Genomic DNA, 26103 nt, shown 5'->3' with positions numbered 1-26103 from the left:
TAACCAAATTTTTTGTAGCACCTTAGATTTTCAAATATGTGTCTAAGTGGATTAATTTATTATCTCAATTAACATTTTGGAAATAGAGTGCAAATATTTATACATTATCAGGCAACCGGTTTATCGGGTCGTCCGTCTAATGTATTTTAAACTAAACGCAAAACTGGAGTAACGCTATGAACACTATTTGGATTTTTATCATATCGCTAATCGCTTTATGGCTGGTCATTAGAAGTATCAACATTCACCTTAAACAACAGAAGTTTGTCAAAGTCAGAGAGATGTTACATATAGAACGAGTAAAAAGCCTAGAAACTGGTGCTGAACCGATTGATATTAACTTTGAACTGGAAACAATGGATCAGATGATGAGCCAATCGGTTACAACATCTACAACCTTTATGAGAATATGGCATCAAGTAAGCTTTAGACTAGGTGTATTTTTTATTGCACTCAGTTTAATGGGGTTGACCTTTGTATTGATAGCAGTGATAGCACAAGTTGAATTAAGGTTTGGCATGGTTCGTATGGCCATAGCTCCTCTATTGCTTGGTATTCCTCTGCTGGTTACTAACTTCATTAGTAATAGGTACTTGAAATAAACATGCCTGGGGAAATCGTACAGGGTGCTGATGAACTATTGGTCGCCGAGTTTCTTGAATCAGGTGATAATAATACTTTCTCTCGTTTGCTAAAACAGCACCAATCATCGATAAAGAGTATTGTTATCTCTACCCTTGGTATCCATTTTCGGAGTGAAGTTGATGATGCTTGCCAAGAAATCTATATAAAGCTCTATGAAAGAGCTAAAAGCTATACAGGAAAAAGTAAGTTTAGCACTTGGTTATATCGTTTAGTAAAAAATACCGCCATTGATTATCAGCGTAAAAATATACGTCATCTTGCAACCCATGCGTATGAAGATGAAGAAATGATTGATTGGAAGACTTCCAACGAAGAGATAAGTGAGTCAGTCAACCAGTCGATTAATGAATTTGTAGAACAATTGCCACTTCAATATCGCACGGTACTATATATGTATTACTGGCAGGGACAAACAACACAGGAAGTATCGAAACACCTGTTAATTACGCAAGGAACCATAAAGGGTTACTTGCACCGAATCAGACAACAAATTGCAATCATCATCAAAGATATTGATATTTAGCCTGCTAATATTCATTCCCAAGCGCCAATTGGTCTAAGTATTTCATCTGGTTTATGCCTATTAGACTCAAAGTTAACGTCAAGTGATGGAAGGCAATAATGTTATTTCAATAAAGGGTTATTTGGCGTTTAATTTGATAAGCAAACTCAATTAAAGTATTTTAGTATTAATACTTTATATAAATAAGTTTTCGACAATTAAGTTCATAATTCCTGTATAAACTGAAAAATCACTTATTAACCCTACTTTTATATAAATTTATCCCCCTAATATGTTCCGATAGTAATTATCACAACAAACATAACTAGATCTTGTTCATTCTTGCTAGCGTGCTTTTGTTTGTGTACTGTATGCAACCTCTTAATTTCTCGTTAAATACTTCCTACAGTAGTATCTACAAGATATTGAAATATTGTAATAAATCTCAAACTATAAGGCAGTAGTGTGAACCATTCTCAACTTAAGTGGTGGTGATCAGTGTTTAAAATAATGGGATGTTGAAAGGGGGGGAACAAGTTAAGGCGTAGACTAGGCGTTTCTTTAGTTATTATAAAGCGCAGTAAAATCCTTTATTGAAAAACCATTTAACAGTTGGTCTCCTACTTTTAAAACAGGCACGCCACGCAGCCCCGTGCCAGCGAACTCTCTTTGGCCTTTTGCTGTTTTAATATTACATAACCTAAATGCAATACCCTGTTGTTCTAGGTAACGTTTTGCTGTTTGACAATGTGGACATTTTTCCATGGTATATAAAACAACGCGTTTCATTTATAGCCTTTAATATTGGTGTGTTTCAACTAACAACTGAAAAATTTAATTGCGCACTTTAATATTCGGATGATGATCTATTTCGCCTTCATCATCAACCGTAATTGCGCCATCATCTAATTGTACAACCGCCAGTTTACCATTCGTTGTTGTTCGAACAAAAGACAACGTATAACCATAACTACTTATTTTACTTAAGGAGCATTGTTGGGCGACAGTTAATTCTCTCAATAGCTTTCCTATTCTTTCTTCTAATTTACGTCTTTCCTCTGGCACTATATCCACCCAGCATAAAATATAATCATCTGTATTAAAAATGGCTCACTATGCTAAATAATGCAACTTTTAGACAGGGGGGCTTTATGCCCTGTTTAATTTATCCTCAACTCTGTTTAAGCGTTAACTCCTTTTTAACCACTTAGTAAGCGAGTTGAGGTTATTGAACTTAAAATCGCGACAGAACTTGATGCAAATCAACTTATCGAAGCTATTCACTTATCCGTAGGAAACATATATTAACAACTTGATGTAAATCAAACAATTCAACTCGATGCAGTGCAAAAATCCCCCCTATCAGTTAACTATACTAATAATAAAGCTAACGTCCTTCTTATAAAACATAACAAATGAAATCAGGATATTATTATGAAAACAGTAGTAAATAAGTTTACCTTAACATTAATTAGTGCAGCAATTTTAGCTGCTCCTACCGCCTTTGCAGGTGAAACTGAACATGGCAATAGCATTACTAAAGCACTTAGCGAGAGTACTGTTAAAGTTAATTTACGTGCCCGTTATGAAAGTGTAGATCAAGATGGCATAGACAAAAATGCTTCCGCATTAACATTAAAAAGCCGTATCACGGTTGATACTGGTAGCTATAGCAATTTCTCTCTCGGTTTAGAAGTGGATAAAGTTGACGCTTTAGTTGATAACTATAACAACACACAAAATGGCCAAACAGAATATCCAGTCGTTGCTGATCCACAAGGTACTGATGTAAACCAAGCTTTTATCAAATATGCAAACGATGGTTTTAGCGCGATTGTTGGCCGTCAACGTGTTTTACACAACAACCAACGTTTTGTTGGTGGTGTTGGCTGGCGTCAAAATGAACAAACCTATGATGGTGTTCGTGCAGAATATAAAGCAGAGTCGTTTTCTGTAGATTATAGCTTGATTCACAATATCAACGGCATCACTTCTGGCAATACTAAAGGTGATTTCCACCTAGTTAACGGTATTTACAAAATTAACAATAGCCATAAAATATCAGGATTTGCATACCTTTTAGATTACGATACAGCCGTAGCTAACTCTAGCAGCACATTAGGCGCATTATATAACGGTAAGTTTGGTAAATTCCTAGTTAACGCTAGCTTAGCAAGTCAAAGTGATAATGGTGATAACCCTACTAGCTACTCTGCAATGTATGTAAATGCAGAAGCTGGTTATAACTTTGGTCCGGTAACTGTTTTAGGTGGTTATGAATTATTGGGCAGTGATGATGGTAAAGTTGCCTTTAACACGCCATTAGCAACTAAACATAAGTTTAACGGTTGGGCTGATAAATTCTTAGGTACACCAAAAGAAGGTCTACAAGATATTTATTTAACTGCCAAAGGTAAAGTTTCAGGCGTTAAATGGGCTGCAACTTACCATGATTTCTCATCTGATGAAGGTAGTATTGATTTTGGTAACGAGCTAGATTTAGTTGCCACTTACCAAATTAACAAAAACTACGGTGTTTTAGTTAAAGCTGCTAACTACAGCGAAGGTGATTCAGGTATAGCACCAACTGACACCAACAAAATATGGGTTCAAATGACCGCTAAGTTCTAAGCATTACTATTGTTAAATAGCTAGAAAATAACAAGATAAGTGCTTACATGATTATTCATAACAGTACTCCTTTAATTACTCTAGCTATAATAGAAAGTTAAACAATATATTAGGAAGCCAGTAAATACGCTGGCTTCTTACTTTTTAATCCCCTTACTGCATTGCCCCATTACAATAAAAGCATTAGAATAGCGGCGAATTTTATTAGCTGTTAGGCGACTTTTTTTGTTATTAATGATCGACAATTACGACTCATTTACTTTTAATTTAGTGCATTATTTTCAAGCGCTAGGTCAAGAGGTTGTTGTCTATAGAAATAATGAAATTAGCCTTAATGAAATTAAACAATTAAACCCCCAATATATTGTTATATCTCCTGGCCCCTGTGATCCTGACTCTGCAGGTATATCTCTTGGAGTGGTGAAAGAGTTTGCCGGTAAAATACCATTATTAGGTGTTTGCTTAGGGCATCAATGCATTGCGCAACATTTTGGCGCTCGTGTCGAAAAAGCAAAACAAGTGATGCACGGTAAAACATCCCAGATTATCCATAATCAACAAGGCTTATTTAGCCAATTGAATCTACCGCTGCAAGTCACTCGTTATCATTCATTAATTGTAAATAAACAATCATTACCCGCAGAACTCACCATGACGGCATGGAGTCAGAATGAACAAGGTGAAGTTGATGAAATTATGGCACTAGAGCATAAAACCCTAGCTATTAGCAGCGTACAATTTCATCCAGAATCGATACTCACGGAGCAAGGCCAAAATTTATTAGCAAATTTTATCAAGCAATTTAAAAATCATCCTATAAACTAATAACAAATAACAAATAACAAATAACAAATAACAAATAACAAATAACAAATATTTTTAGATTAAAGCCAGATAAAGTAGTAATTTAGTGCATTTAAGCGTTAGACTTACATATTCAATGCTGAATTTCATCCCCTAGGTAAGCAACAAAATCTCTATGCAAATTTTTGAAAACAATCAAGCTGTCGCCACTATATACCAACGTGCTATTAGCCTCTCTATCTGTAAAGATTTTGCGGAAAAGCAAAGTGGAAAAATCACTATGGTTGACCATCAAGGTAGCGAGCAAAAAAATCGTCGCCGAGAATTGTTATCTGTTGAAGTGCAAGCCCAACAAGAAAAAATTATTGCTGAACATGGTGAAGAGCATTTTCGTAAACAAACAGAACAGAGTTTTTTTAATCGGGTTCGCACGAAAATCAATAGTGATTTTGACAATAAAGAGCACCTTTACCATAACATTTTAGGTATTGAAGAGGCTTGCCCTGCTATTCTTGATATTTTATCTGCACGCGCAGCGTCAGTTAACCAAATCAAAAACCTTGCGGCTTCATTACCTTGGCTAACCATTGATTTAATAAACTTAGTAAATAAACCGCAATACCGAAAACGTGCTGATGTACAAATGACTGATGCTAAATTAGCGTTAAGTTATATTGGATTAGATAACTTAAAGTTAGTCATGCCTACCTTTACCCTTAAACATTGGTTACCAACAAGCACTGCGCCCTATGGTCTAATGAAAAGAAAGTTATGGAATGATAGTTTATCTATTGCACTCGCTTCTCGACTATTAGCCAAAGAGCAAGGGCTCGATGAGTTTACGGCCTTCACTACCGCTATGCTGTCAAATATAGGTAGACTTGCGGTCACTCGCTGTTATTTAACAACGTTTAGTGAGATGTATAAAAGAGAAGTACGCGAGGCTTTTGAAAGTAAAGACAAACGTTTGCATAATGTATTGTCAAAAATTGAAGCAAGTGAAGATTTACTTCTTGAACAACTTATTATGCGAAGCGCGCAACTGTCGGCTGATTTAATTGAAAAAATGCATTTTAGACGACTAAATATAACCGAGCCTATTTTTGATTTAGCCTATGCTGATAGTGCTGAAAAAATGCATCCTGTTGCACAAATTGTTGCTAAAGCTAAAGCTTATGTCGCATTTCGCGCCTTGGCAAAAGAAGAGCTTATTGACAGTGAGGAAAGTAAAACATTGCTCAGTGCGGTTAATTTAACACCCGAGGAAATAGCACTACTGAAAAAAAGCGATATTGATCACATTAAGCTCAATTTCAATTAGACGGTAAAACCCTGGTTAAAGATCAATATCCGCTATTTTTGTCGCTTATTTGCAACACTATTCAGCTTTTTCTGTGATTTTTTCTGATTAATTATTAAAAAATCACCTTGATGGTCTTTCATCAAGCAAGCGCTACTCCCTCACTTCTCCCCTTATTTCAACAAAACAATCTGTCTCTATAAATATTCACATTTTATGAATAAAAGTAGCTAAGCCTTTGTTTTGTCTGGGCTACAGGCTAGCAAAACAAGACAAGTAGTCTGTTTTCTGTCATACTATCGCTCTACTTTTAACGCGCTGTAATTATTTTTCGCAATATATTAAGTATTAATTAAGCTTTATCTATATTTTGCAGTAAGCTGTTAAAAAACATTACCCACTTATGAATGAGGATTTTAAAAATGTCAGAACATTTTTCAGTTGAACGCGGCTTATTTGATGATGTAATGGTGCCAAACTATGCACCTTCAGCGGTTATCCCTGTTCGCGGTCAAGGCTCTCGAGTGTGGGATCAACAAGACAAAGAATATATTGATTTCGCTGGCGGTATCGCCGTTAGTGCTTTAGGTCACTGTCACCCCGCTTTAGTTGGTGCTTTAAAAGAGCAAGGCGAAAAAATCTGGCATTTATCGAATGTTCAAACAAACGAACCAGCTTTACGCTTAGCTAAGAAATTAGTTGATAGTACTTTTGCTGAGAAAGTGTACTTTTGTAATTCAGGTGCTGAATCAAATGAAGCGGCACTTAAACTTGCTCGTCGTTGGGCATTAGACGTATATGGTGCTGATAAATCACAAATCATTGCTTTTAAACAAGGTTTCCACGGTCGTACTTTCTTTACCGTAACAGTTGGTGGTCAAGCTGCCTACTCAGATGGCTTTGGTCCTAAACCAGGTGACATCGACCATGCAGAATATAATAACCTTGATAGCTTAAAAGCATTAATCTCTGATAGAACTTGTGCTGTAATGATTGAACCATTACAAGGTGAAGGCGGTATTGTTTCACCAACAGATGAGTTCATTAAAGGTGTTCGCGCTTTATGTGATCAACACAATGCACTATTAATTTTTGATGAAGTACAAACAGGCGTTGGCCGTTTAGGTGAGTTATACGCTTATATGGATCTAGGTGTTACGCCTGACATTTTAACTTCAGCTAAAGGTTTAGGCGGTGGTTTCCCTATCGGCGCTATGCTTACTACTACTGAGATTGCTAAGCACCTTAAAATAGGTACGCACGGTAGTACTTATGGTGGTAACCCATTAGCTTGTGCTGTTTCTGAAGCAGTACTAGATACAGTAAATACGAAGGAAGTTTTAGCGGGCATCAAAGCTAAAGCTAAAATTTATGTTGCTGGCTTAAACGCAATTAATGCTAAATATAATGTTTTCTCTGAAATTCGTGGTAAAGGCTTATTAATTGGTGCGGTATTAAATGAAAAATACCAAGGCCAAGCTAAAGATTTTTTAAATGCGGCAATGGATGAAGGCGTGATGGTATTAGTTGCTGGCGCAAGCATTATTCGCTTTGCACCTTCACTTGTTATTCCAGATGAAGATATCACCCTTGGCTTAGCACGCTTTGAAAAAGCTATCGCTAGTTTAGTCTAGTCAATGCTAATAATTACCTGTTCTTGCCGCTAAGGCTTGAGCAGGTAAACACTCCCTTTGTTCGAGAGCATTTATGATCATTGTACGTCCTATTAAAAAAAGTGACTTGAAAGCCTTATATCGCATTGCGGTAGATTCTGGCCACGGTTTTACTTCACTTCCAGTAAATGAACAATTACTTGGCCAACGCATTAGCCACGCTGAAGAATCATTTTCTAAAGAAGTGAGCCAAGCAGGAAACGAAGGCTATCTGTTTGTTATGGAAGATACCGAAACCGGTGAAGTTGTCGGTACCAGTGGTATTGAGGCCGCAGTTGGTTTAGATGATGCTTTTTATCATTATCACTTAGGTAAAGTTGTCCATAGCTCACGCGAACTTAATATTTACAATACCGTAGAAACGTTATCGCTGTGTAATGACTACACTGGTGCTAGTGAGATTTGTACGTTATTTTTAAGTGACAGTCATCGTAAAAATAACAATGGCCGTTTTCTATCACGTTTTCGTTTTCTATTTATTGCAGAACATAAAGAACGTTTTTCTGACACCATTATCGCAGAAATGCGCGGTGTATCAGATGAGAATGGTAGCTCTCCATTTTGGAATTGGCTTGAAGAGCACTTTTTTTCGATGGACTTCCCTACCGCCGATTACTTAACCGGTATAGGTAAAAAAGAATTTATTGCTGAGTTAATGCCTAAATATCCAATTTACGTTAATTTATTGAGCAAAGATGCACAGGACGTTATCAACAAGGTTCACCCAAAAACAATGCCTGCACTTCGCTTATTAGAAGCTGAAGGTTTTGCAAGACGAGGTTACGTTGATATTTTTGATGCCGGCCCTACCGTTGAATCACATATCAACAGTATTAGAACCGTAAATCAAAGTAAGCGCTGCCAAGTAATTATAGCGGAAGTGCAATCAACAGATAATTACATTATTTGTAATAGTAAAGTTGATAACTTCAGAGCCACTCAAGCACCGCTTTCATTACGTGACACCGCGAATCAAGTTGTGATTAGTCAAGACGTTGCTGATGCTTTAATGGTTAATGAAGGCGATTGGGTTCGCTTAGTAGCAAACTAGTCTTTAGTTAGCTCCGACCTATTTGCCTTAGCACAACAACTTCACGATTTAGCGTGGCTAGCACTAGCCACTGATCAAATTACTAATGGTGACAGCAGAACCCCTCTGTCACCACTACCCATGAGAAGGAAATACCATGTCTCACACAAATCCAGTTCAATTTATTAATGGTCAATGGCAAGCCGGCTTAGGTCATGATGTTAGTTCATTTAACCCTGCTCGTAATGAAGTAATTTGGCAAGGTAAAACAGCCAGTGCGGATCAAGTAAACGATGCGGTATTAAGCGCTCGTCAAGCATTTGAAAGCTGGGCAAATATTAGCTTAGAAGAACGTGTTGCTGTAGTAACAAAATTCGCTGAGTTATTAGCTGAGAACAAAGATGCGTTAGCGACAACAATCGCCTTAGAAACAGGCAAGCCAAAGTGGGAAACGGTAGGTGAAGTAGGTGCAATGGTGGCTAAAATAGCTATTTCACTGAAAGCTTATAACGAACGTACCGGTACAGTTGAAAACCCGATGCCTGGCGCTAAAGCCTTTATCCGTCATAAGCCTCATGGTGTTGTTGCTATCTTTGGTCCTTACAACTTCCCTGGTCACTTACCAAATGGCCACATAGTGCCAGCACTAATTGCCGGTAATACTATTGTATTTAAGCCAAGTGAATTGACGCCTCGCGTTGCAGAAGAGATGTTAAAACTTTGGGAAAAGGCTGGTTTACCTAACGGTGTTATCAACCTAGTTCAAGGTGAAGTTGAAACAGGTAAAGCGCTTGCTAGCCATAAACTTATTGATGGTTTGTTTTTCACCGGTAGTTCTAATACAGGCCATATATTGCATGAACAATTTGCTGGTCAACCGGGTAAAATTCTTGCACTAGAAATGGGTGGTAATAACCCACTGGTTGTTAAAGATGTTAGCGATATTGATGCGGTTGTACACGACATTGTGCAATCTGCATTTGTGACTACAGGCCAACGTTGTACTTGTGCTCGTCGCTTATTCATTGAAGCTAATGAACAAGGTGATGCCATTTTAGCACGCCTTATCGAAGTGACTAAAAACTTAACCATTGGTTACTTTGATGATAAAGAACAGCCATTTATGGGCTCAATGATCTCAGAAAAAGCGGCTCTTAGCTTAGTTGATGCGCAAGCTAAATTACTCGCGCTTGGTGCAACGTCAATTTTAGAACTTAAGCACCTAGAAGTAGGTACTGGTTTTGTTTCTCCGGGAATGATTGATGTAAGTGATATTATTGCTGACATACCAGATGAAGAATATTTTGGTCCATTAGTTAAAGTATATCGTTACACCGACTTTGATAAAGCGATTGATGAAGCTAATAATACTGGCTTTGGTCTTTCAGCTGGTTTGTTATGTGATAGTGAAGCGTCTTACAACCACTTCTTTACGCGTATTCGTGCTGGTATCGTTAACTGGAACAAACCAATTACCGGCGCAAGTAGCGCGGCACCATTTGGTGGTATTGGTGCTAGTGGTAACCACAGAGCCAGCGCATTTTATGCCGCTGATTATTGTGCCTACCCTATCGCTTCAGTCGAAGCTGAAAAAGTAAGCTTACCTGAAACATTAACACCTGGTATGAAATTCTAAATGCAAAACAACAATACTCTTACGCCAGAAGCACAAGACCTTACCGACATTACGGCTGATAACTTTACCCAAGCTTATCGCCGCTTTGTTGAGCAAGGTGATTTTATCGCGTTAACGCGTCAATTTGAGCAAGGTTTTGTTCAAACTGGCACCGATAACCAATTAAGTTTTAAGGTCAAGCAAGCAAGAATGAGCTTACTTGATACTGGTGTTTTATTGGTAGAGCCTGAGCTAGTTAAAGAAAAGTCGGCAACGCCAAGTAAGAGTATTGTTATTTCATCGGGCATTCATGGAAATGAAACTGCCCCGATTGAAATAGTACAACAATTGATTAGCGACATTATTTCGCAAAAAATTCAAGTGAAGCACCGTACCCTTTTAATTATGGGTAACCCTGTTTCTATGAATATCGCAAAACGCTTTCAAACTGAAAATTTAAATCGATTATTTTGCGGTAAATACCAAGATATAGATCCTTGTTTTGAAAAGTATCGTGCAGAAAAGTTAGAAGGTTACGTTAGTGATTTCTTTAATGCTGGCACGGCTAAAGACACAAATAATAATACCAGTGATAGCAAAGTAACGAACTATCACTACGATTTACATACCGCCATTCGAAATTCTAAATATGAAAAATTTGCCATTTATCCTTACCAAGCGGGTAAACCATGGGATAAAGAACAGTTAAGCTTTATGGCAAGTTCTGGTGTTAACACTATTTTATTTGGTCATGGACCAAGTGGCACTTTCTCCTATTTCAGTAGTGCTAACTTTGCCGCACATGCTTTTACTGTCGAACTAGGTAAAGTCAGACCGTTTGGTGAAAACAACATGGCAAATTTTCAAGCCATGACAAATAATCTAAGCGCTCTTATTAGTGATGAACCAATACCGCTGAAAGATTTTGATAACAATGATTTCAATTTATTTAAAGCGTTAGGTGATATCACTAAGGTGTCTGATAAGTTTGAACTTTATGTTGCTGATGAAGCAAGTAACTTTACCGATTATCCAGTAGGTACGCTATTATCTACTGATATAAATCAAGAATACCGTACTACTCTTCCCGGCGAGAGCATTGTCTTTCCTAATGCCAATGTTGGTAATGGTCAGCGCGCTGTATTAATGGTTGTACCTACAATACTTTCATAAAATGTTGTTCTATACCCGCTCCACTTGAAGATGCTCGTTTCAGGAAACTTGAGCGAATCATAATCAAGGCACATTTTTTTGTTAAGGGTCACTCAGGAGAATGTGCTCCTGCATTCTCTAACAACACCATCCATGTAGCGTCCTTAAAAACAAATGTAACGACGAGTATGTTTTGCTCAGGCTTCCCCAAAGGGCTGGTTTATAAACGCTTTATGCTGCGTTATTAATTTCGACAATAGAATAACTATTATCTTCAATCAATGCCTTGCCTAAAGGCGTTTATAATTCCAGCTGAAACCTGCATCTTCAAGAGGAACGGGTATAAAGCCGATTGTCATAATGAATTTTTCATAAGTCCTTAATAGTTGAATCCAATTTTATAATAGGGTCTTATCCCATTTGTCTTAATTTAGTGATCAAAATTCAATGCGGATAAATTTTCCAGTTCAAGGCGCGTGATTGAGCAATTGGGAGTATTGAGATTGAGCGCAACGCAGAAAATGTAGATTAAGACCATTTGAAGATGGGCAATTAATGACTACAATTGGTATTATGTATTTAGACACGCTTTTTTAGAAAGATGAGCGGCTATTGATTCCCATTCAATTAAAACGCTAAACTAACTGCTATACTCAAACAAAACACCTATTCATCAGCAAGGGTAAGTAAAGCTATTATGGTTACAGATACTGACGGTTACATTCAAATTATTGAGTACCTTACTGAACACCTTAGTTTATTTGAAAACTCAACAGCGCCAGCACAAGCTAGCGAAACCGTAATGTCAGCAATTGAAGTAGAACTGTGTGAACAAATAATAAGCGTTTGCAGCCAAAATGAAGACCTAACGTTTAATCAACGTAATGCCATTATTCGTGAAGTTGATGCCATTGTATATGATTTAGAAGAGATCCTTTCTGGCGTTATCAATAATCCGGTTAATCCCGCCCAACTAGCCTTTATTCGTGAATTTGCCGGTTTAATCAAAAATCTCTTTGATAATGTTATTCATAAAGATTAGCTTCTTTTTAACATAGTTATTTCTCTCTCTTGTGTTGTAAATACCGCGTTACCTCCCCCGATAAACTCTATTACACATTACAACTGGTGGAGATGCTTCAATTTCGATAGAATCCCTACATATTTATGGGAAATTGAGTCGATTATGAAAGCACAAGTAAAATGGTTAGGCGAAGAGTTATTCATGGGCACCTCAGAAAGTGGTCACACCCTGGTTTTAGATGCAAATGGTGGCAACTTAGCACCAAGCCCTATGGAAGCTGTGCTAATTTCTCTGGGAGGATGTTCTTCAGTAGATGTGGTTAGTATATTAAAAAAAGCGCGACAAAATGTTATCGGTTGTCATGTCGAAATTGATGGTACTCGTGTTGATAGCGTGCCAGCATTGTTTGAAAAAATTCACCTTCATTTTGTTATCACTGGCACTGATGTTGCTGCTAAGCACGTTGAGCGCGCAGTAAGCTTATCTGCAGACAAATATTGTTCAGTCGCCTTAATGTTAAATGCCAAAGTGAACATTACTCACGATTTTGAAATTGTTGCTCAGTAACGTTATTTAACTTGATGCACACTAACAATAAAATCCCCCTGTATGGCTTTAATAATTTAACGAAAAGTTTAAGCTTTTCGTTATACAGGGTGCATTACATACCTTTAGACATACCTTTAGACTTATCTTTAGACATACTTTCTAGCCAAACTATTGCAAGCTACAACGCTTACATCAATGAAACTTATAGCAGTAAGCGCCTTGAAGTGCTGCTTACTAAAGTTTGTCACGCTATCGGTGGTAATGTACTTAATATCGCAAGCCAAGATTACACTCCTCAAGGAGCGAGTGTGACCTTAATGATTTCAGAAGAAGCAAAGCCAGAATCTTTAGTGGCTCATCTAGATAAAAGCCACTTATGTATTCACACCTACCCTGAAGAAACGCCTCAAGATGGCATCGCCATTTTTAGAGTCGATATTGAATTATCGACCTGTGGTGTTATTTCTCCCTTAAAAGTCTTAGATTATGTCATTGAGGCTTTCTCGGCGGATGTTATCGATATAGATTATCGCATTCGCGGCATGACTCGCGATCAACGTGGTAAAAAATACTTTAGTGATAATGACATTACTCAGATTAGTGATCATTTAACTAAAGCGACCCTTGACAAATATCGGGTTAAAAACATCGTTATGGCAACGCATAACTTGTTTCATTGTAAGTTGGCAAGACAGACTATTGATTTGAAGCAGCATGTATTCAATGTTGGCTCTTGCATCGATAGGCATCAACTATCAGCTATTGATGAACAAAAAACAAAAGTGCGCTTAACTACTGAGTTAAATGAACTATTTATCGGTAAATAACGAGTCAATTTCAATCGAACAATATGACGAACTCAACGAGAGCTAAGTAGCAATTAAAGGACTTGTGGAATAGCGTTAGGGAAGCTTCAATTGTCGGGGGAAATGATAATAAAGAAAATGTTCTGTAAGGTTGAAATTTTTTAACTCTTTTATCAGATACTTCCGTTTAGACAATAAAAAGCACTTAGATACGCTAGTTATCTAAGTGTTTAGCTCCTCATCTTACCGAATAGCATTTGCTAATTAACTCGGTAAAAAATCGATTGCCCAAATAGTCACCACGGTGCCCACACTTTCCGTACTAAACTTAATAGCACGTAAAATACTGGTAAGCTGTAGCTCTAACTTGGCGTTATTTAATTCACTTGATTTAATCGTTACTTTATTTACTTTTCCAGATGGTAAAATTTCTATCTCAAACAATACCTTACCCTTTAAAAAAGGGTCTTTACGTAGCGCGCGATTATACCGGGCATAAAGCCGAGACTTGTTCGCCTCTAGTGTTCGTCTTAATGCTACTTCAGAGCGTTGTCCTGACTTTTGCGCTGCCAATGACTCGGCAACTGCGGTATCAGTGCTCGCTAGTACTTCCTCTGCAGATAATCGTACTTGTTGAGTGTTTCTAGTACTCAACTCATCACTTGCCACGGTTTGAGTGGTATTAGCTGCAGATAATGTTGAACTCTGCGTGTTAGCGGCACTGGCCAATAACTTACGTTGAACTTTTACCTCAGCTGCGTTCGTTTTATTTAATTTTGTGGTGCTCGCTGGCTTTACCTCAAAGGCTTCACGCATCGCAAAAAGTTCATCTTTCATAGCTGCTAAACCCGACGATTGTGCTTTTTGTTTTGCCGCTTGTCTTTTGGTCTTTGGTGGCTCAACTTTTTTCTCTGGTTTGTCTTTTAGTTCTTCTGGTTTTTTCTCTTCTATCGGCTTTTCCTTTGGTTTATCCGGTATCGGTAATTTTTTTTCTTTCAGCATAATTTTTGCTAGCTGTACCGGTACCTTTTCTTTTATTTCCCGTGATACTTCAACTTGTTCAATAAACGGCACTACCACCGCTATAAGTAAATAAAGCCCAATCAGACTTTGTAGAATACGCGAGAATTTTTTATCCTGAGTCGTATCCTGAAATACGTTACTTAAATCATCACTTTTCTTAGCTGATAAATTCGATGCTAAAGTGGCTGATGTCATCATTAGCCCCCTTTTATCTTACTTTTAGCTACCTGCTTAACAGCTAACGACATATTACGATAATCACTGTCAGCGCAAGCTGCCATGATCTGTTTTAACACTTGATAAGGTACGCTAGCATCGCCAATAATAGTAACCGCTCGGCCATTTTTCGTTTCATTGTCAGTTAATATAGGGCGCTTAGTCGACAGATAACTTAATTCAGTTTTTATTGCCTTGATAAGGCCCAAATTAAGCGCGTCACTTACCTCGGTTATGGCATTTGTTTGCTGCCAAATGACGCGTTCTTGTATCATTATACTCAGTGGTAACACGGTAATTAATACATTTTCGGCCGGCATTTCTTCTGCAATAGAGACTGGGAGGTTTATTTCTTTAGTATTTTGCAGTACCCGCACTTCAGACTGATTAACAATAAGAAAGAAGACCAAAATAGTGAAGATATCCATTAACGAGACAAGGTTCAATTTAGAGCCAGCACTAAAGCGCTTATGATGTTTTGCTAGGCGTTTTGCTTTAAAAGACTGTTTCATGGCTTTCCTCCTAAGGGAGTCTCAGCTTTAACCGTTATAACTTCTGGCGCATCACCTAAAGAGATCTGTGGGAAAAGTTCTGCATCGACTAAGTTAGCCGCTACTACCGCTTTAAAAGATCGTACCGTGTCCATCGTTGACACTATCGTTTGATAATCAATATCTGGCGCTAGTAACAACACAATGTCACTTTTGTCCTGTTTATTTTGCTGAAAAGTTAATTTCAAATCTTGTAAATAAATCGACAGATTAGCAAACTGATAGCCTTTCGGTGTTTTATCAAATTTCTTCAACAAAATGCCCGCTGGATAATTCAAATCAAAGCCGGTTTGGCTTATCACTAACTCTAATACTTTAGGCTCATCATTAGGATCATTGGCAGCTTGTGCAGCAACAGGTAGCTGTAAGTTTAAAATGCGCACCTGAGAAAAGACCAAACTTAACAGTAATACCGGCACTAACACTATCATCAAGTTCATAAATGAAGTGATGTCGAGTTCGGCTTCGGGTGGATTAATGCGACGACGACGTCTCATTTTCTTAGCCTCTGTGTTCGTCAGACGACGGACCAAAAGAAAGCGAGTTTAGTAATTTGATGCCGGCCATTTCTAATGAGTCAGCTATAGCCGCGGTTTTACCCATTAAACTTGTGTGAAGTAATATGAGAGGAATAGCGGTGATCAAACCAAAAGCAGTGGTATTCATTGCCACTGAAATACTTGAAGACAGCAAGTTCGCTTTTTCAGCAGGATCGGCATTAGCAACCGCAGAGAAAGCCGCGATTAAGCCCATGATAGTACCAAGCAAACCTAGTAGTGTCGCAATGTTAGCTAAAACGGCTAAAAATGGCGTACGTTTTTCAAGACGTAACATATACTCCATCATGGTTTCTTCCATCGCATATTCGACATCTTCTCTGCGTTTTACTGACGATAAACGTGCGATGCCTGATTGTAAGACATCAAGTACTGGCGCTGAATTTTCATTTGCATATTTACTAATCGTCTCAATATCACCCTTTTTTAGTGAATCTTTTAGCAGGGCAAACGCTTTACGGTTGGTTCTTAATGCTGAACTTAAATAAATCCAACGTTCTATACTAATCGCTAAACCGACTACTAATACTAAGGCGATAGGGTAAATAAATGTTCCACCCGTTTGTAAAAATGTGATGATGCTGTCAAAAATACCCATGTTGCTTTCCTTTTATATTTTTATAATTTTTTGCGGTTAGTTTGGTTTTGTTTAATAATTTATTATTCTGTATTCTTTTCATCACTCTTATTATTTATCGTGCCTGTGCAGCACATGGCTAAATGACGTCATCCTCGTGGTGTATTAATCGAGGAACCAGTTTCTAAAGAGTGATGGAACAGGACAATATGCGTCTTGCATTGTCTACTAAGTAGCCTCCATGCTACGTTCCGATCAGAGACTTCGAAGATGACGTTTACAGGAAACTCCTGAGTTAACTTCATCAGCATGCTATTTAGTGTCCACTTTAGGTTTCACAGCTAATTGTTTATTAGCAAAAAAGCGTACTTGCTCTTTAAAGACCTTAGGATTAATCGGTTTAAAATGAGGTAATTTTATTGTTCGCGTTTTACCTTTCACTTCAATGACCTGATCAACACCTTGCCATGGCATGATATAAATAACATTCGGTTGCTCTTGCGAGCCTTTTACCTGGCTTTGAATAATTAGTGGTTCGACCTTGTTACTTTTAATATTACTGGTTTTATTCTGATTTATTAACGCAATAGTTTCAGTAGCCTTTACCGTTTGCGTCAGCAAAATAAGCGTAGTCAAAGTGAATGTTATATGTTGTAAAATCTTATCCATGTTCAGGCTCCTCAGCCTTATTGGTCGACTCTTGCTTCTCATCAACCATTTCTTCATCATCTGAGGGCAGCTCAACTGACGGCTTGATTATTGGTGGTTCGGTTTTTTCAACAATGGGCACGGTAAGTCCTGCACGTTTTATTTTTATTTCTAACCCAGCCTGCCAACGTTTAACTTCTTCATCATCACTGTTTAGCAAAAGATATGAACGATAATAGCCATGAGCATCCAATAAACGGCCTCGATAAAGCTCTAATAAAATAGCCATGCTGGCCTGAGCATCAGTAAAGTCAGGCCAAATAGCTAGCGCAGCTAAATAGCTGTGCTCAGCTTCATCAAATTTTCCTTGTAAACGATAGACTTGTCCCTGTAGGTGGTGAGCATACAAATTAAGCTTATTAGCGGCAATGGCCTTATTAAGTAACCCTTGCGCTTGAATAAGCTTGCCTTGCTGTTTGACAATGATCGCTTTATTGACATAACTGCCCGATAATTGCGGCTGAGCAAGGATCACTTGATCAAATAATAATTGCGCTTGCGGCCATTTTTTATCGTTCATTAAGCTAATTGCTTGTTGGTAATCTTTAAGCACCTTGGCAGGCACAGTTACGGGTGCATCAGCTTGTTGCTGTAAATACAGATTGATTGCGGGGATTTTCTTGCGTTGAGCTATCCCTTTTTCAGCTTCGCCTGCTTTCATTATGCTTTCTTGAGCAATGCTTTCATGAGTAACAAGCGGCGTTGTTAGTGCATTTTCTTGGCTTTTATCCTCTGTCGGCTTTGAACTACAAGCACCTAGCCATAATGACAACGTTATCGCTATAACAATTGTTTTAGTTGCTTGAAAAACGTGGTGGTCACCAGTAGCGTTAGTAAATTGCTTGAATAGCATGACTTGTCCGCTCCTGTTTATTATATTGCGCGGGATCTAATTCAGCCAAAGCGCTAAAGCTTTGCTCAACCCAATCGTCAAATACATCTTGCCAAGCTCGCTGCGCATTGTTGGTATGTATTTCGATAGCCTTGTCTTCAAAAGGGATAGCGATATCTTCCAGTAATAGCTCATATTCTTCTAATGCCAGTTCATCAAGATCATTAGGTCGCTCTGAAGACATAATGTCACTGGCCAATAGACCATACATGGTAGCTAAATTAAACGATGCTTGTGGTACAAATTCAGCCATTTGATACGACAACACTTTTTGATAATATTCAATCGCAGCCTTCATCGCTGCTTGTTTACGTTTCAAACTTTTATTGAGCGGTAATTTAAGCTTGGTCCAAGTAAAGGTTTGTTGATGTGCTTTTCCTAAACCTAATGCAGCATATGACGCTAAGTACTCTGTTCTTGCAGTAATACTACTCGCTGAATTTCTTAGCTTTATATCATGATATTTGACAATCTTGCGATACCAGAAATACTGCTTATTGGTATCCTTTTTCTGTTGATAAAACTCACTAAGTTTTAAGCGTACTTCCTGCGCAACGACAAAAGGCTTAGGGTATTTATGAGCATAAGTTCGGTAAGTGGCTAAGGCTTTGTCTGTATTACCCGCTTTTTGATAATATTCAGCAGCGGTATATTGTGCCTCTCGTTTTAATTCGTCAGAAAAGCCAACCGATTCAGGTCCATTAATCATAGTTAACAATTGCGCCGCGGCCAATTGCCACTGCTGGGTATGCTCATAAGCCTTGGCTAACTTTGCCGAAATTGATCGGCTATATTCGTGACTTGGATAGCGTTTTTTAAAATCAGATAAGACTTCAATACCCTGTCGCCATTTCTTCTGCGCCAGCAAAATATTACCGGCATCAAACTCCGCATTTAACCTATAGGAAGATTCAGGTACGACTCTACCCACGCGCAGATAATCTTGAACCGCTAACAATGGTTGTTCTTTTACTAAATCTTGCGCTTGAAAGTAGATACATGATGCCAATAACTCACGCATTTCTTTGCGCTTCTTCACTTGTATTTTATTGCTGTTAATTCCGTTGGTATTGGCTACATAGGCTAATGCTAATTGATAAGCCGCTTCTGCCTGAACATAATGCTTTTGTTGGTACAGACTATTCGCCTGTAATTGGCTGGCAATTTGTACTTGTTTCAAAGCGAGCTTATTTAATTTGGTTAACTTAATGGGCACATACGCTTTCTTTACTGAAGCCAGTGTCGATGCTTGAGAGTCACTAGGGATAACTAAATGACTTTGTAAAATGAAGTCACTGTAATAATTAACTGCTTGATGGTCTTTAGCACTATAGGCATATTGCGTAGCTTGTGTTGCTAACGTTAATACGCGACTATCTTTTGGATAACTCGCGACAAAGAGTTGATCTAATTGATTACGCGTTAATAACAGCACTTTTTGTTCATGATTCAAGCCGACTGTATGCAAAGAATCTGTCGCTTTCACTTTACCCACTTTTAGCATTGCTCGCGTAGTTAATGTTGCTGCATAAGCCGCTTCAAGGCGTAGCTTATCAAAAGGTTGATTCCTAACCGCCATACCACTCGCTGATGTTTGATTAAACGTTAATGGTGTTGATGCTTGGTTAGATGCACTACTCGCTGCGCTAGTAACGATGAGTTCTCTTTTATAGGCTATAAGCTGGTAAGCACTTAACGCCTGCTGATATTGCTCTGCCTCAAAATTAGCATCGGCAAAAAGAAGTTCATCTGCTAACAAGCTTTTACTTAATGTAGGTTTGTTTTTCTGGTAATTCGCTTGTGGAAGTTTCGCCAGTTCTAAATAGGTTGCCAGTGCAAGACTGGTATCTACAAAAGCTTTGCGTCGTTTATCTTTAGCGGTTAAGCGTTGCGCGTTAGCATAAAGTCGGCGGCTATGTTGATAACTAAAGCGTAACAAATTAGGCAATATTTCATCATTAATTTCATGCTGAGTTAAGCTTTCATTGCCTTTAGCTGCATGTGCCTTTTGCCAGAAAGTACTGTTGAAGCCGAATTTTTTAACATAGTTTTGCTTTAATGTTCGACTTGCGCTGTATTTCCCTTGTTGCTCAAGTAACGCCAACAAAGCCAATGAATATCGCGCCGCCCAAATGGTATTTGGCGCTATGGTTATATAGGCTTCATAGGCTAACTCGGCATCATATTTAAGCTCATTACTGATTAAGAAGTCAGCCAAATTCTTAAATAAAACATGACGATAAAGGTTTAAGTTAGTTAGCCCTTGTTGCTGTTTTGTTAGCGCAACCAATGATGCAGATTGTTGTTGCTGGCTCAATGAAATACTTAATACCCTTTGTACATCAGCCACTAAACTCGCGTAACGAGGGTCGAGCTTATCAAAGCTAAAGTCATCTTGATAACCTTGTATATTTTCTTGGTCGACTAAGTAATCAAGTAACGAGATAAATTCGATATCCGCTTGTGCTAAACGATTAAGCTTAAACAGTACCCAAGCTGACATATAGCGACTATTGACATAATAACTCTCATTATTAACGGCTGTACTTGCTGTATTAGTTACCGAGGAATATGCTTGCAGTGCCGCAGAATATTCCTGAAAATTATAATAAATATCACCGCGTCTAAAGTGTAATTCGGCGCTATATTGACTGTGCGGATATTTAGCGAGTAAAGCCTCCATTTGTCGTAAGCTTTCTTTAGACTTTCCTTGCAAATCAAGAGCCTTAGCCAATTGATATTGCATCCATTCATTATCGCTGCGCCCAGGGAATCGTGTAATTAAATCTTGATAAGATAATATCAAGGCATTCAGGGCTTCCTCGGATTTTTGCAAACCTTGAGCATCAGTTAATGCTTCATCATCGATTAACTCATAAGCTTGCGTATTCATTTGAACCACGCGGTATTCTATTTGTGCCCTCACTTCTAGATCAGGCTCTAAGGTAAGTATTTTTTGGTATAATTGTGCTAGTTTACTAGCCCTTTGAGAACGGCTTAAGGTAATACTATCAATTTCAATACTTGCTTGTTCATTGGCCAAGTCAGCTAAGGTCTTTCGCGTTGAATGCCCATTTTGTTCAGTACTTTGACAACCGACTAATACTATTGAAAAGACAGTAATGAGGGCTAACTTTAACCAATAGGATGCAATGCATAAATCTTGCTTAATTTTTTGATTAACCATTTTAAATAACATTAATGAGCACCCGCTATAGCCGATACTTTTTCAGGAACAGCTAACTTAGCTGATGGCGCTAATTTATTAGATAATCTTTTATCTTCTCTCGCCATCCGTTCTAAGACTTTCGCCATACCTTGACGAGTACTTAGCAAGTGTTCAGCTAAAACAGCGCCCTGCTCATCAATATAAAGCCTCACTTTTTCTCTTATTTTTACGCTCAGCTGTTCACGTAATTGAGACAATTGCGTTAATAGCAACTTAACCTGTTGCACACTTTGATCATGCTTTTTAATACTGAGTTCGAGAGAGTCTTGAGTATTTGAAATTTTTACAACCTGTTGTTGCTGAGTAATAACGCCAGCAATGGCATGATCTAATTGCTGTAATTGTTTTTTATGCTGCCAAGCGCGCTGAGGATACTGCTCTGCTAGTTGCCATGATAATACACCTTTCACTCTTCCTAACCGTTGTTTGTATTCTTCCGTGTTTTTCTTATCACCAATATTAGTCAATGCGTTATTGCTACTTGCTATCCGATCAAGCCATTGACTCTCTTCTGCATTCGCAAATGCTGAACCTTGCTTATTCGCTAATTGTTGGCCAAGTAATTCAGCCAAACGGTCTCGTTCATCTTTAAGCTGTGCAAACACGTCTTGTTTCGCACGTGTTTCTTGCGCTGCAATAATATTTTTCTTTCGTTGTTGATTAAGCGTAATAATTTCAGCTAACCAAACTGTTTTATCGCTTAAAGCTTGTAATTGCTCGGTTTGCTCATCAATAGAGCTTAGCCCTTGGTATAAACTAGCCAATTCTGCGTCATATAATGCTTGCTGTAACCAAACGGACTGAGGAAGATAATCGCGTGTTTGCCCTGGAGTATGATGGCTCTGTTGAGTTAATTGATGTTCCGAACTTAACTGCTTCGATGGTGAAAAATCAAGTAGGTTGCTGCTGTAGTCAAAGGCTGTAGAGAATTGAGCGAGATCTTGCTGACGCTGTAGAAAGAAACTTTCCACGGTTTGATAAGCGCTAACACCTTGGGCAAGTGATAGCTGCTCGCTCACTTGCTGAGCCATTAACTCAGTAGACTGCCAACTAAGCTGAGAATAGGGATACTTTTTATAAAGTAAGTTTAATAAATTAAAGGCAATTTCGTATTGATCGACCTGCTGGCTAGCAAAGGCGAATAAAAATAGCGCTGACTCAGCGTAGGGACTTTGCTCAGGAAACACTTTTAACTCACTAAAAGCTAAGTCATAACGCTCTTGGCTGATGTATATTTGTGCCAGTAGCAACTGCGCATAATCTTGAATCGCTTGCCCTTGCAATACGGCCATTTCTTTTTCATCACTTCGGGAAGAAAAGCTAGCCTCATCCAAAAATAAACGCTTCCAAAAGTTATCTTGCTCTTGATGCCATGTTGTTATTTTAATGGTTGTTAATGCGGTAATAGCTAAATCATACTCTGACAATTCAATTAGCCTTAATGCCTCATTTAACTGAATATACGGAGAACTTGCATTAGCTTGTGCTGCCGGTTTAGCTATTAATACACTGCTGTTATCAGGCCAATAAGCCAGTTGATTGAGCACATGGTATTCTTGGTAATAAGTCGATGAAACAGACTCAATTCTTGCTAAGGTATCCCTTGCTTGGCTAGTGTCTCCGTGCGAGAGATATTGATTGCTTAATGAAAGTAAAGCGATGAGTCGTAACTCACCCGCTTTCGCTGATTGCTCGCTACGCTTGCCAGACTGTTTTTCAGTCGTTAGTAGACTATCAAAATTAACTAATGTTGTTTTCGCTTGTTGTAATAAACCCACCGAAAGTTGTAAACCCGCTTCGAATAGCGCGGAACGACTATCTAGGGTAGTTAATTTCGCCTTACTTTGCTCTACTTGAGATAGTGCCTGACTCTGATCATCTTGAAAGTAAAAATACAGTGCTTGGCGGTAATGCTTATCTTGTAGATCTGTTTTGATAACGACTTTACTTTCATCACTTTGACCGATTTTTTCACTTTCATCATTGAGGTCATTTTGGCTATAGGCTGGGGTTACTTGACTGGATAAGAGCAGCAGCAACAATGTAACCAATACAGTAAAGTTTTCTTTAATGCGCATAGTAAATTATAAAACCCACTCTTCAACAACAACTTGGCTTCTATACGTTTTAGTATTATCAACGACTTTAAGTTCAATCATCAACGCTTCATCATCTTTTTCAAACTGGTACTCAGCAGCTCTTTTTACCATGCGCCCCTCTGAGTCAACACCGGTAAAGATTGCGGTTAATTGATACTGCCCTATTTTCAAATTACCCAAATAAAGCTTTTGAATGCCCCCCTGCTCTAATGCTTCACGTTGTCGTTTGGTATATAAAAATCCGGCAACGTCTTTATCGTTAATTTTTACTTCAACACTATCAATGGCAAAAAATTGGCCCGTATCGACAGAAACAAACAGTGCAACTTGAGTACTCGCAGGAAACAGTAAATCTTCCTCCAAGATAAATAGCTCTCGATTAAGTTGCAGTACTTGTGATTTTAATTGTTCAAGTTGCTGTGCTAAGTCACTACTAGAGCCTACGGCTTGCTTTTCTTCAGCAAATACATTGCTACTAAACGCCAAGGAAAACGCCATTGTGATGATTATTTTAAACACGTTACATAATTTCATATACATTCAATACCTAAGGGGAACCTTAAAATGTCCTTAAAAACCTTTAAAAATAAAGGCTATAAAAAATCCTAATAACATTCGCTGAAAAACCATAAAGAGGCTCTGTGCCTATAACTTCGCCAGCAGTGGGATCTCTAAAATTCTTATAATCGAATTTAATATAATCCCATTGCAATGAAGCTTCAGAGCGTAAATCACCAAAAGAATACTTTTGCGGCACTAGATAGGTCAAACCTAAGCCAAAGGTAAGATCTTCAAATTCACTCAGCTCTTTATCTCTGGCCAAATAATTCTGTGCATCACGATAAGCAAAAAGATCACTATAAAAACTTGCTTGGCTTTGTTGGTAATGTCTTACTTTCAGTTCGATTTCAAAAACTTCCGCTATGGGGTGCCGATAAGAAAACTCAACATCTGTGGCATCTATTTGCCAGCTATCACTAAAATAGCGGTAATGAACAAAAAGTGCGGCTCTATAGGGAAGGTAATAACTGGCTGAAATTTTACTCGCAAAAGAATTACGCGTATTAGGGTAAACCTCACTTTGATAACCAACACCTGAGGGCTGAGTATTATCAACATAACGGACACTGCGATAAGGGTTATTTAAATACCCTTCATCGGCAACCGCTTCAAAGTTTACGTTCATTGATAAGTTGCGCGTTAATATTTGACTGATGCCAGCTCTTAAACGATATTGCTGACTTTGCTCAGCAAAAAACTCATCGCCATTACGTTTTATTTCATTATCGCTATAAGCAAGCCCTAAGCTTAAGTTGGTTAAATCACCAAAGGTATCTTGTGAAATATTGAGGTTTACTGATTTAGCTAAATAGTCACTTTCATCACTTTGCCTAACGCTGATATCCATCAAGGTTTTTTCATGCAAATACTCAAGGCCTAACTGTGCTTCTTTACGCTTTTCAGTATAAGGACTTGCCGTACTCATAACATCGACAGAGGCCGACGATATGCTATCGACATAGTAATAAGCCGAAACAGCCAATGTTTCACTGGTCTTTTTACGCAGTAATATTGCCGGACCATCGATTTTCATGCCGCCGCCATCGTAGCTATGATAAAGCACATCAACACGGTCAGCTTGTAAAACAGCCGCTAGCGTTTGTTTACTTGTGATGCCCATAACCAGTAAGCTGACAATAAAGCACAGTAATACCGAACGCATACTAATTACACCCACAACCGCCTCCACCAGTACCTTCAGCACCTCTTGAAGATTCTCTTGCTTCATACACATGAGCAATGTGCATATTGGCAATAGGATGGCGATTATTGCTCATAATAGGATCCGCTAAGTTTTGTCGCTCATAAGGTTTGACCCAAGGTTCAATGTTAATACTTGCACAGCCCGCTACACTGAATACGCTGCAGCAAAGTAAAGTGCGGAGTAATGTGAGTTTTATCATCTTGCACATCATTTATTCTCTGATCAGCTTTTTAATCGCTTTTGCATATTTTTTTTCATAACCGGGTTTGTAGCCTTTAAAAGCATATCTAACCAAACCATCTCTATCGACAATGATAGTCGTTGGCATAGCTTCAACTTGGTACATTGCCGAGATAGTATTACTGGCATCAAAAAGTATCGGGAAGCTTAGGTTCAAGTCAGCTAAGAAATCTCGTCCGGCTTGATTTTCTTGTTCAACATTAACACCCCAAACAGAAACGCCTAAATCTTGGTATTTGTCATAAAATTTTTGTAACACAGGCATTTCTGTACGGCATGGTCCACACCAAGAAGCCCAGAAATTGATGACTATTATTTTACCACGCTGCTCGGTTAACTTAAGGTTAGCGCCTGCCATACTTTTTAAGGTAAAGTCTGGCGCTGGCTGTCCTATTTCTAAGGCGTTAACACTAGTGGCGATAAACAAAAAACTCACCAGTAAACTTTTCGTTAGCAGCGTTTTAATTTGAGGTTTCATCTTAGAGAATGTAATCATTAAACTTATCCTTAAAAGT

At 38.3% G+C, this 26103-nt stretch carries 26 protein-coding genes; 12 read left to right on the top strand and 14 right to left on the bottom strand.

What is annotated here, in order from left to right; all coding sequences use genetic code 11:
• Positions 1-176: 176 nt before the first annotated feature.
• Entirely contained in the window at positions 177-602 is a 426-nt protein-coding gene (locus CXF71_RS14695; RefSeq protein WP_101233704.1) for a hypothetical protein, read from the top strand.
• Positions 603-604: 2 nt separating this feature from the next.
• Positions 605-1168: an RNA polymerase sigma factor gene (locus CXF71_RS14690; protein ID WP_101233703.1), complete on the top strand. Its 564-nt coding sequence runs from the start codon at positions 605-607 to the stop codon at positions 1166-1168.
• A gap of 540 nt (positions 1169-1708) precedes the next feature.
• Here the strand turns inward: CXF71_RS14690 and CXF71_RS14685 are convergent.
• Both CXF71_RS14685 and CXF71_RS14680 read right to left on the bottom strand, forming a co-directional pair.
• Positions 1709-1936 carry a glutaredoxin family protein gene (locus tag CXF71_RS14685; protein ID WP_101233702.1) on the bottom strand — a complete coding sequence of 76 codons (228 nt, stop codon included), beginning with the start codon at positions 1934-1936 and terminating at the stop codon, positions 1709-1711.
• A 45-nt stretch (positions 1937-1981) separates the two neighbouring features.
• Complete coding sequence (locus tag CXF71_RS14680; protein WP_157826772.1) at positions 1982-2212, bottom strand: hypothetical protein; 231 nt, start codon at positions 2210-2212, stop codon at positions 1982-1984.
• Positions 2213-2581: 369 nt separating this feature from the next.
• Here CXF71_RS14680 and CXF71_RS14675 point away from each other — a divergent pair, with 369 nt between their 5' ends.
• From CXF71_RS14675 to CXF71_RS14630, 10 genes are all read left to right on the top strand, one after another.
• Positions 2582-3778 (top strand): alginate export family protein, encoded by a 1197-nt coding sequence (locus CXF71_RS14675; protein WP_101233700.1) that lies wholly within the window; start codon positions 2582-2584, stop codon positions 3776-3778.
• A 225-nt stretch (positions 3779-4003) separates the two neighbouring features.
• On the top strand, positions 4004-4603 hold the full coding sequence (locus tag CXF71_RS14670; RefSeq protein WP_101233699.1) for an anthranilate synthase component II: 600 nt from the start codon (positions 4004-4006) through the stop codon (positions 4601-4603).
• 154 nt (positions 4604-4757) lie between these two features.
• Positions 4758-5903, top strand: coding sequence for an HDOD domain-containing protein (locus CXF71_RS14665; protein ID WP_232771500.1), 1146 nt, complete (start codon positions 4758-4760; stop codon positions 5901-5903).
• A gap of 401 nt (positions 5904-6304) precedes the next feature.
• Positions 6305-7516 carry an aspartate aminotransferase family protein gene (locus CXF71_RS14660; protein WP_101233698.1) on the top strand — a complete coding sequence of 404 codons (1212 nt, stop codon included), beginning with the start codon at positions 6305-6307 and terminating at the stop codon, positions 7514-7516.
• Between the two features lie 73 nt (positions 7517-7589).
• On the top strand, positions 7590-8606 hold the full coding sequence (gene astA / locus CXF71_RS14655; protein ID WP_101233697.1) for an arginine N-succinyltransferase: 1017 nt from the start codon (positions 7590-7592) through the stop codon (positions 8604-8606).
• A gap of 136 nt (positions 8607-8742) precedes the next feature.
• On the top strand, positions 8743-10221 hold the full coding sequence (gene astD / locus CXF71_RS14650; protein WP_101233696.1) for a succinylglutamate-semialdehyde dehydrogenase: 1479 nt from the start codon (positions 8743-8745) through the stop codon (positions 10219-10221).
• Positions 10222-11373, top strand: coding sequence for a succinylglutamate desuccinylase (gene astE / locus CXF71_RS14645; RefSeq protein ID WP_101233695.1), 1152 nt, complete (start codon positions 10222-10224; stop codon positions 11371-11373).
• A gap of 676 nt (positions 11374-12049) precedes the next feature.
• On the top strand, positions 12050-12394 hold the full coding sequence (locus CXF71_RS14640) for a DUF3802 family protein (RefSeq protein WP_101233694.1): 345 nt from the start codon (positions 12050-12052) through the stop codon (positions 12392-12394).
• Positions 12395-12538: 144 nt separating this feature from the next.
• Entirely contained in the window at positions 12539-12943 is a 405-nt protein-coding gene (locus CXF71_RS14635; RefSeq protein WP_101233693.1) for an OsmC family protein, read from the top strand.
• 89 nt (positions 12944-13032) lie between these two features.
• Complete coding sequence (locus CXF71_RS14630) at positions 13033-13752, top strand: S-adenosylmethionine decarboxylase (RefSeq protein WP_232771499.1); 720 nt, start codon at positions 13033-13035, stop codon at positions 13750-13752.
• Between the two features lie 243 nt (positions 13753-13995).
• Here the strand turns inward: CXF71_RS14630 and CXF71_RS14625 are convergent, their stop codons facing one another.
• The 12 genes from CXF71_RS14625 to CXF71_RS14570 form a co-directional block, all read right to left on the bottom strand.
• Entirely contained in the window at positions 13996-14952 is a 957-nt protein-coding gene (locus CXF71_RS14625) for an AgmX/PglI C-terminal domain-containing protein (protein ID WP_157826771.1), read from the bottom strand.
• Positions 14952-15482 (bottom strand): ExbD/TolR family protein, encoded by a 531-nt coding sequence (locus CXF71_RS14620; protein WP_101233690.1) that lies wholly within the window; start codon positions 15480-15482, stop codon positions 14952-14954. The genes CXF71_RS14625 and CXF71_RS14620 overlap by 1 nt, the downstream gene beginning before the upstream one ends.
• Positions 15479-16018, bottom strand: a complete 540-nt coding sequence (locus CXF71_RS14615) for a biopolymer transporter ExbD (protein WP_101233689.1) — start codon at positions 16016-16018, stop codon at positions 15479-15481. The genes CXF71_RS14620 and CXF71_RS14615 overlap by 4 nt, the downstream gene beginning before the upstream one ends.
• A gap of 4 nt (positions 16019-16022) precedes the next feature.
• Positions 16023-16676, bottom strand: a complete 654-nt coding sequence (locus CXF71_RS14610; protein WP_101233688.1) for a MotA/TolQ/ExbB proton channel family protein — start codon at positions 16674-16676, stop codon at positions 16023-16025.
• A gap of 291 nt (positions 16677-16967) precedes the next feature.
• Positions 16968-17324, bottom strand: a complete 357-nt coding sequence (locus CXF71_RS14605) for a hypothetical protein (RefSeq protein WP_101233687.1) — start codon at positions 17322-17324, stop codon at positions 16968-16970.
• Positions 17317-18216, bottom strand: a complete 900-nt coding sequence (locus CXF71_RS14600; protein WP_101233686.1) for a tetratricopeptide repeat protein — start codon at positions 18214-18216, stop codon at positions 17317-17319. The genes CXF71_RS14605 and CXF71_RS14600 overlap by 8 nt, the downstream gene beginning before the upstream one ends.
• Positions 18194-21454, bottom strand: coding sequence for a tetratricopeptide repeat protein (locus CXF71_RS14595; protein ID WP_101233685.1), 3261 nt, complete (start codon positions 21452-21454; stop codon positions 18194-18196). Before CXF71_RS14595 ends, CXF71_RS14600 begins: the two co-directional genes overlap by 23 nt.
• Positions 21454-23562: a tetratricopeptide repeat protein gene (locus CXF71_RS14590; RefSeq protein WP_101233684.1), complete on the bottom strand. Its 2109-nt coding sequence runs from the start codon at positions 23560-23562 to the stop codon at positions 21454-21456. Before CXF71_RS14590 ends, CXF71_RS14595 begins: the two co-directional genes overlap by 1 nt.
• Positions 23563-23568: 6 nt before the next feature.
• Entirely contained in the window at positions 23569-24117 is a 549-nt protein-coding gene (locus CXF71_RS14585; RefSeq protein ID WP_101234202.1) for an AraC family transcriptional regulator, read from the bottom strand.
• 46 nt (positions 24118-24163) lie between these two features.
• Positions 24164-25321, bottom strand: a complete 1158-nt coding sequence (locus CXF71_RS14580; protein ID WP_232771498.1) for a DUF3570 domain-containing protein — start codon at positions 25319-25321, stop codon at positions 24164-24166.
• Positions 25308-25547, bottom strand: coding sequence for a DUF4266 domain-containing protein (locus CXF71_RS14575; protein WP_101234201.1), 240 nt, complete (start codon positions 25545-25547; stop codon positions 25308-25310). Before CXF71_RS14575 ends, CXF71_RS14580 begins: the two co-directional genes overlap by 14 nt.
• 12 nt (positions 25548-25559) lie before the next feature.
• A complete protein-coding gene (locus CXF71_RS14570; protein WP_232771497.1) occupies positions 25560-26084 on the bottom strand; it encodes a TlpA family protein disulfide reductase in 525 nt (174 codons plus the stop codon).
• Positions 26085-26103: the final 19 nt, after the last annotated feature.

Source organism: Colwellia sp. 12G3 (genome assembly GCF_002836775.1).
In the GTDB taxonomy this organism is placed as follows: domain Bacteria; phylum Pseudomonadota; class Gammaproteobacteria; order Enterobacterales; family Alteromonadaceae; genus Colwellia.
Note: the sequence above shows the minus strand (reverse complement) of the source record. Positions and strands in the feature narration are given on the sequence as shown.